At 49.6% G+C, this 6,752-nt stretch carries 8 protein-coding genes; 2 read left to right on the top strand and 6 right to left on the bottom strand.

Annotation, left to right across the window (positions count from 1 at the left end):
* The 5 genes from VIM87_RS16390 to VIM87_RS16370 form a co-directional block, all read right to left on the bottom strand.
* The coding region (locus tag VIM87_RS16390; protein WP_331998038.1) for a pyridoxal phosphate-dependent decarboxylase family protein at positions 1–897 on the bottom strand (897 nt) is incomplete at its 3' end.
* A 331-nt stretch (positions 898–1,228) separates the two neighbouring features.
* Entirely contained in the window at positions 1,229–1,714 is a 486-nt protein-coding gene (locus VIM87_RS16385; protein ID WP_217603672.1) for a methylated-DNA--[protein]-cysteine S-methyltransferase, read from the bottom strand.
* A gap of 129 nt (positions 1,715–1,843) precedes the next feature.
* Complete coding sequence (locus VIM87_RS16380; protein WP_331998037.1) at positions 1,844–2,740, bottom strand: DNA-3-methyladenine glycosylase family protein; 897 nt, start codon at positions 2,738–2,740, stop codon at positions 1,844–1,846.
* Positions 2,741–2,744: 4 nt separating this feature from the next.
* On the bottom strand, positions 2,745–3,275 hold the full coding sequence (locus VIM87_RS16375; protein ID WP_331998036.1) for a metalloregulator ArsR/SmtB family transcription factor: 531 nt from the start codon (positions 3,273–3,275) through the stop codon (positions 2,745–2,747).
* Between the two features lie 250 nt (positions 3,276–3,525).
* Positions 3,526–3,972, bottom strand: a complete 447-nt coding sequence (locus VIM87_RS16370; protein ID WP_331998035.1) for a carboxymuconolactone decarboxylase family protein — start codon at positions 3,970–3,972, stop codon at positions 3,526–3,528.
* 96 nt (positions 3,973–4,068) lie between these two features.
* On the opposite strand from VIM87_RS16370, the gene VIM87_RS16365 reads away from it, so the two are divergent.
* Positions 4,069–5,496 (top strand): PLP-dependent aminotransferase family protein, encoded by a 1,428-nt coding sequence (locus VIM87_RS16365; protein WP_331998034.1) that lies wholly within the window; start codon positions 4,069–4,071, stop codon positions 5,494–5,496.
* Position 5,497: 1 nt separating this feature from the next.
* On the opposite strand, the gene VIM87_RS16360 is transcribed toward VIM87_RS16365, so the two are convergent.
* The gene (locus tag VIM87_RS16360) at positions 5,498–5,941 is read right to left on the bottom strand and encodes a DinB family protein (RefSeq protein WP_331998033.1); all 444 of its coding nucleotides are present in this window, start codon (positions 5,939–5,941) and stop codon (positions 5,498–5,500) included.
* 118 nt (positions 5,942–6,059) lie between these two features.
* Here VIM87_RS16360 and VIM87_RS16355 point away from each other — a divergent pair.
* A partial coding sequence (locus tag VIM87_RS16355; RefSeq protein WP_331998032.1) for a PLP-dependent aminotransferase family protein occupies positions 6,060–6,752 on the top strand: 693 nt, incomplete at its 3' end.

Below are 6,752 nucleotides of genomic sequence, written 5' to 3'. Positions count from 1 at the left end.
AGGTACATTCATCCATTTATGTGCGTCAATGGTAATGCTGTCGGCCGCTTCCCAGCCTTTTATCAAATGCCGGTGCTGCGGGCTGCAGGCGGCAAATCCGCCAAAAGCAGCATCCACATGTAGCCAGAAATTATATTGCTGTTTTAAACGTGCCAGGGCAACAAGATCATCAAAGTCAGTTGTATTTACGGTGCCTGCGCTGGCAACAAAGATCACCGGCCGGCCTTTGTGCTGCTGCAGCCAGGCCTCCAGCGCATCTACGTCTACGGCTTCCCGTTGGGGCAGGGCCGGTATCTTTACCAGCGCATCCCTGCCCAAACCCAGCATAGAAAGGCTTTTAGCCACACTGGAATGCGGCGTACAGGCAAGCACCTGGGGCTCATGTAAGACGCCTATACCCTGCTGCCCTACATCTACCCCCTGCTGTTCTCCCAGCCATTGCCTTGCCACGGCCAGTCCTGCAAAGTTTGACATAGTAGCGCCGGATACAAAGCTGCCTTCAAAATCATCCGGTAACCCGAATAACTGGCGGAGCATTTGTATGGTGGCTATTTCAATATTAAAGGCGGCTCCGCCTTTGTCGGCTGCATTCATGTCAATGGCGGAAGCCACCCAGTCGCCTGCTAAGGCGGCAGGCGTTACGCCACCGGTTACAAAACCCCAGTAGCGCGGACCTGCGCCTGCAGCGAGATAAGGGCCATATTGCTGACGGAACTGCTGTAAAGCAGCCATAGCGCCAATGCCCTGCTCCGGCAGTAAAGTAGCATTGCCTGGCGGTGGCATGTACTTACTGGCCGGTAGCTCATCTATATTGGATAAAAAGTGAGTACTAAAGGTTTGTGTTGCTGACAATAGATCATTTATCTGCGCCAGATCCTGTTCCAGTTGCGCGTTCATCTTGCTAACGTTTAGAATAACGGTTGAGACAGCAAAATTCATATAAAAAACTTATCTAAAACAGATGCAGTTCTGTAAAAATTGACCAGATCAGATAGCTGTTGAACCAACTTTCGTGATCAGTGTCCCGGGGACAAATTATCCTCATTCCTGCCACTATTGGCCAATGGCAAGCGGGCCGGCATACTATGGAAAAGAATTGCAAAAACAAATAACCAGATCAGATGGTCTTAAATTAATCGTGCAGGCATATCACTTATAACAGGCTTTCCTTAACTACTACGGTACAGATACGGGGCGGGATCATCAAACGAACAGGCGCTATTGCCCCTTAGAACAATTCCTGTGTGCCATACTTATGCTTCCATTCATGCTCCAGCAGCCACTTTTTGCGCCAGATACCGCCGCCAAAGCCTGTAAGCGAGCCATTGCTGCCAATTACACGGTGGCAGGGCACCACGATCGGCAAATGATTGCTGCCATTGGCAGTGCCTACGGCACGGATGCTTTTAGGATTGTTGATCCGTTTGGCCAGCTGCAAATAAGAGATCGTATTGCCGTAAGGGATGGCCAACAGCTGTTGCCATACCGTTTGCTGGAAATCTGTACCGCTTTGCTGCATGTTAAAGCTGAAAGTACGGCTGCTGCCGGCAAAATAAGCATCCAGCTCTGCCATGCATTGCAGGAAAATATCCGGCAAAGATTGCATAGTGACCAGCGTACGCGGATCAAAAATGATCCCGGTGATGTGGTCATCATTTCCCGTGAGGCCCAGTGGACCGATGGGCGATTGGTAAGTGTGGTGGTAGAGATCCATGACAATTACGAATTAGTTAATTACGAATTACGAATTGGAATGCAGCGGATTTATGAATGCCATTGAAAATAAATTATGCCTATGAATTACTGGAATGCAGCGGAAACCTTATTGAAGCGGAGCTTCGCTTTATTCATTTGATAAGCTTCTCCACAAATAAAAGGTGGCATAAGCTGCATGCTGCTGCCAATGTGCCGTATAGTCTTTTACGGCTACCAGCGACGGTTTGGCCGGTAGCTGCAGCTGGCGGCGCAGGGCGTTGTGCAGGCCTGCATCTTCCAGCGGTAATGCTTCCGGGAAACGGCTGTACTTCATCAACACATAGTTAGCCGACCAGTTGCCGATGCCTTTCCATTGCAGCAGGTATTCCCTGGCAGCAGTATATTCCATTTGCTGCAGCCGTGCTGCTGTTAACCGCCCCTCTGCCATGGCTGCTGCTATGCCTATAATATAATGGGCCTTGCTGCGGGAGAACTGCATGGGGATCAGGTCATCCGGCTGTAAGCCGGCCACCACCGCAGGATGCGGGTAGGTGTAATGATCGGCCCCCTCTGCCTGTACATGATAACCAAAAGCCTGTATAAAACGACGGCGTAATGTATAGGCAAATGGTAAGCTGATCTGCTGCCCGGTGATAGTCCAGGTAATGGCTTCAAACAGGTCCGGTATACCAATGAGGCGCAGGCCGGGGTAACGCTGCACCAGCGGCGCTAATACCGCATCCTGCGCGGCAAAGTTGTAAAAAGACTGCATATCGGCATCCAGGTGCAGCCAGTGCGTAACGAAACGGCGGATGCTGACTTCATCCACCACCACTTCCCAGGGATTTACCACCTGCACTTCCAGTGCTTTTTTATCAGCCGCTTCGCGGATCTTCAGCAGCAGCGGGGCGCCATCCTGCACGATCATACGCTGCAGGTAACCGTCTTTCACAAAATGCAGGCACTCCCGGTCAGAACGGCTGAGGAATACCAGGCACTCTGCAAAGGAAAATTGTTCAGGATGTAATATAGGTACTGTGATCATGTGCTTATGGTTTACAACGCTTACAGGCACGGAAACCATTCTTCAGGGCTTCATCGCGGTTAGCATAGAAAATAACATTATCCGGCCGCGGATTAGCGGAGCAGGATGGTTTGCAGAAAATGCCGGTAGTTTTTACAGCGTTGTAAAAGAGGGTATCAAAATCCTTATCCTTGCTGAGCATGGCCTGCAGCATTACAGGATAAGTTAGCGGGGAACCTTTCTTGTAGGTAGTACGTTCCAGGAATACGCCATGGTCGTTTTTAAGGGAGCGCTGGTCCAGGTTCAGGTATTCCTGCAGCCAGTCTTTCAGCTGGTAAAAAGCTGTTTTGTTCAGGTAACCGTAACGTTCCCTGCCGGCCTGGTAGATCCTTATCCAGCCGCAGTCTTCCAGCACACTTACATGTTTGGAAACGGCCTGCCGGCTAATATCACTAAAATGCTCATTGATCTGGTTCACATTCAATGGCTGCTGTAACAGCAGCTCCAGTATTTGCCTGCGAACCGGATCAGCGAGCCCTTTAAACAGCTCATCCATTTGCGCAACATTTAAGTTGCACGAAAATAGCGCAACTTTTTAATTGCACAAAAAATAATTAATAATGAAGAATGAATAATTAATAATAACGGAGGCTGCTTGTTTGCGTGGAGTACAACTCTTTTGATTAGTAGTAATGAAGACCGGTTGTTCACCTGAAAAGCTGGCCCTATGACTATTAATCATGAAGCAGCTTATTCACTTGAAGTACCAGCACTACGTCTATTAATTATTCATTCTTAATTATTAATTAAGGCCGAAGCGCTGTCTCTGTCCTGGTGGAGACAACAATACGGTTCCAGCCGTTAATGGTTACAATTAACAGGAGTAGCTGCACCAGCTCTTTTTCTGAAAAATGCTGCGCGGCCTCATTATAAACATCATCCGGCACATGCGTGGCAGATACCAGGGTAACCGCTTCTGTAAGCGCTAAGGCTGCCCGCTCCTGCGGCGTGAAAAAGGGCGCATCCCTCCAGCCGGCCAGCGTGTACAGGCGTTGTTCTGTTTCTCCTATTTTGCGGGCCTCAAAAGCATGCATATCCAGGCAAAAGGCGCAGCCATTGATCTGGGAAGCGCGTACTTTAACCAGGTCCATCAGCTTTTTATCCAGGCTGCTGTTGCGCACATATGTTTCCAAAGCGCTCATAGCTTTATAGGCTTCGGGGTCTATTTCTGTCCAATGCATTCTTGTTTTCATCTGCTTATAGGTTTGATTCCGGATACAAAATAACCACAACACAGCACACCAAAACAGATACAGAATTTATTATTTTTGACCATAACAGATAGCATTATGCCTAAAACAGATGATTTTTTATACCAGCAGCTGGCTGATAAAATTGAGCTGCTGATTGAAAAAGGTGTGTATGCGGCGGGCGATAAACTCCCCTCCGTACGGGAGCTGCACCAGGAACATAATATCAGCATCAGCACCGCTTTACAGGTATATACACAGCTTGAAAAAAGGGGCTGGATAGCTGCCCGTGAACGCTCAGGATATTATGTGCAGTATACGCAGCGGCAACGCCCCCAATTGCCGGCTATTACTACTCCGCGGGCTACCATTACCACGGTAAAGGTAAATGAGCAAATGCAGCGCATTCATGATGGACGGCAGTATAAGGGGTTTATTTCTTTAGATGCTGCAGCGCCGGCCAGTGAGCTGTTCCCGCTTAATAAGCTGCACAAAGCCCTGCTGCATGCAGTACGTTCGCATAAATCCGCCTTTGTGCATTATAATGATCTGAATGGTTATGAACCGCTGCGCAAACATATTGCCCGGCGTACGCTAAGCTGGAAGGGCGCTGTTAATTCATCGGACATCATTATCACCAATGGCTGCATGGAAGCCATTAGCCTGTGTTTGCGGGCAGTAGCCAAAGCCGGTGATACCATTGCCATAGAATCCCCTACTTTCTTTGGATTGCTTATGACCATTGAAAGCCTGGGCATGAAAGCGCTTGAAATACCTACTGACCCGGTAAGCGGCATATCACTTGAAAAGCTGGAAGATGCCTTCCGTAAAAAGCGGGTAAATGCCTGTTTGTTCATCAGCAATTATAATAACCCATTGGGCAGCTGTATGCCTGCTGCCGGCAAAAAGGCGCTGGCGCAGCTGCTGCACAAATACCAGGTGCCCTTAATTGAAGATGATACTTTTGGGGAGCTGCATCACGGACCGGAAAGGCCCGCTACAGTAAAGACTTTTGATAAGGATGGATTAGTGCTGCACTGCTCTTCTTTTTCCAAATGGCTGGCGCCCGGCTACCGCCTTGGATGGGTAATTCCCGGCAGGTATTATACCAAAGTACAACAGCTGAAATTTATGACCACCTTTTCCACCGGCCTGCTGCCGCAGCTGGCTGTATATAGCTACCTGGAGCATCAGCGCCCGGATCTGCACCTGAAACAACTACGGCATGCGCTGGCCCTGCAAACGCAGCAAATGGCCCGCGCCATTCAGCAATACTACCCCGATGATACGCAGCTCAGCAACCCCGAAGGGTCATTTAACCTGTGGGTAGTGTGCAATAAAAGAACAGATACCTGGGAGCTGCACCGGCAGGCGGCCGCACAGCACATTGGCATTATGCCCGGCACCCTGTTCACCAGCCAGCAGAAATATAAGAATTGTATGCGCCTCAGCGCCGCACTGCCCTGGAATGAGGACCTGACCCGGGCCGTGCAGATCACCGGAAAGCTGATCCGGAAAATGCTATAAGCTATTGCGCGTGCGCCAGCTTAAAGATGGAGAACAAATGATGCGCTTCATGCAGCAGGAAGAACTCTGTCCACTGCAGGATGTTCAAACGGCCATACCGTTTGTGCACACCTACCCGCTGTAATTGTTCCTCCGGAAGGCTTTGCAGCAGCTGAATGATCTTTTGCCGGTCGGTTTCCAGCTCTTCCAGCAAGGTGCCCATCGACTGGCGGCGCCAGTACAGGAACACCGGGTCATCGTCCCCCACATACGGTTCAAACAGCGGATCCTGCGTATCCAGGATCCGGTACACCCTGCTCAGGAATGCCGGCTGATAGCTCACCAGGTGCGCTACCTGCTCCTGCACCGACCATTTGCCGGGCAAAGGCTGCGCCAGCAACTGCTCCTGCGTTAAAGCCGGTAACATAGGCGGTAGTGCCTGGTACTGATTCAACAAACGTTCCAACAATGATGGATAAAACATATTGGCGAAAGGAGTTAGATATGGCTGCAAAATAAATAGTTTGCAGGTTGTCAAAACAGATGCAGTTTTAGTAATTTTGACCAGATCAGATCTTTAAGCCATGTTAAAAACCGCGGAGCATTTATACCTGCAGATAGCAGACCGTATAGAACAGCTGATAGAAAAAGATGTATTGAAAATAGGCGACAAGCTCCCTTCTGTACGCATGCTCAGCAAGGAACAGGGCGTAAGCCTCAGCACTGCTTTCCAGGCCTATTATCACCTGGAGGGTAAGGGATTGATAGAGCCCCGGCCTAAATCCGGCTACTATATACGTTTTAGTCCGCGTAAGCTGCGCGATATTCCCAAAACCTGCGAGCCGGTAAAAAAAGCATCGGAGGTAACGGTGCATGAAATGATAGACCGTGTATTTGCCCACATGGCGGCAGATAACATACTGAAGTTCTCTATTGCGGCTGCTTCCGATTCCCTGCTTCCTGCAGCCAAGATCTCCAAGTCAATGGTGCAGGCCCTCCGTAATATGCCTGGTAACGGTATTGGATATGAATCCATACAGGGGAATCTGCAGCTAAGACGGCAGATTGCCCGCATGAGTATTTTATGGGGCGGCGTGGTAAGTGAAGAAGATGTAGTAACCACCAATGGCTGTACCGATGCTTTAACATTGAGCCTTTGTGCTGTAACACAACCCGGTGATACTATTGCATTGGAAAGCCCCTCCTACTATGGCTCCCTGCAGCTAGCTGCCAGCCTGGGTTTAAAGGTGTTGGAAGTGCCTACCAACCCGGTAACC

It is taken from the genome of Chitinophaga sp., assembly GCF_036569125.1.
Taxonomy (GTDB): Bacteria; Bacteroidota; Bacteroidia; order Chitinophagales; family Chitinophagaceae; genus Chitinophaga.
The sequence above is the reverse complement of the archived record's forward strand: the minus strand, read 5'-3'. Positions and strand labels throughout refer to the sequence as shown.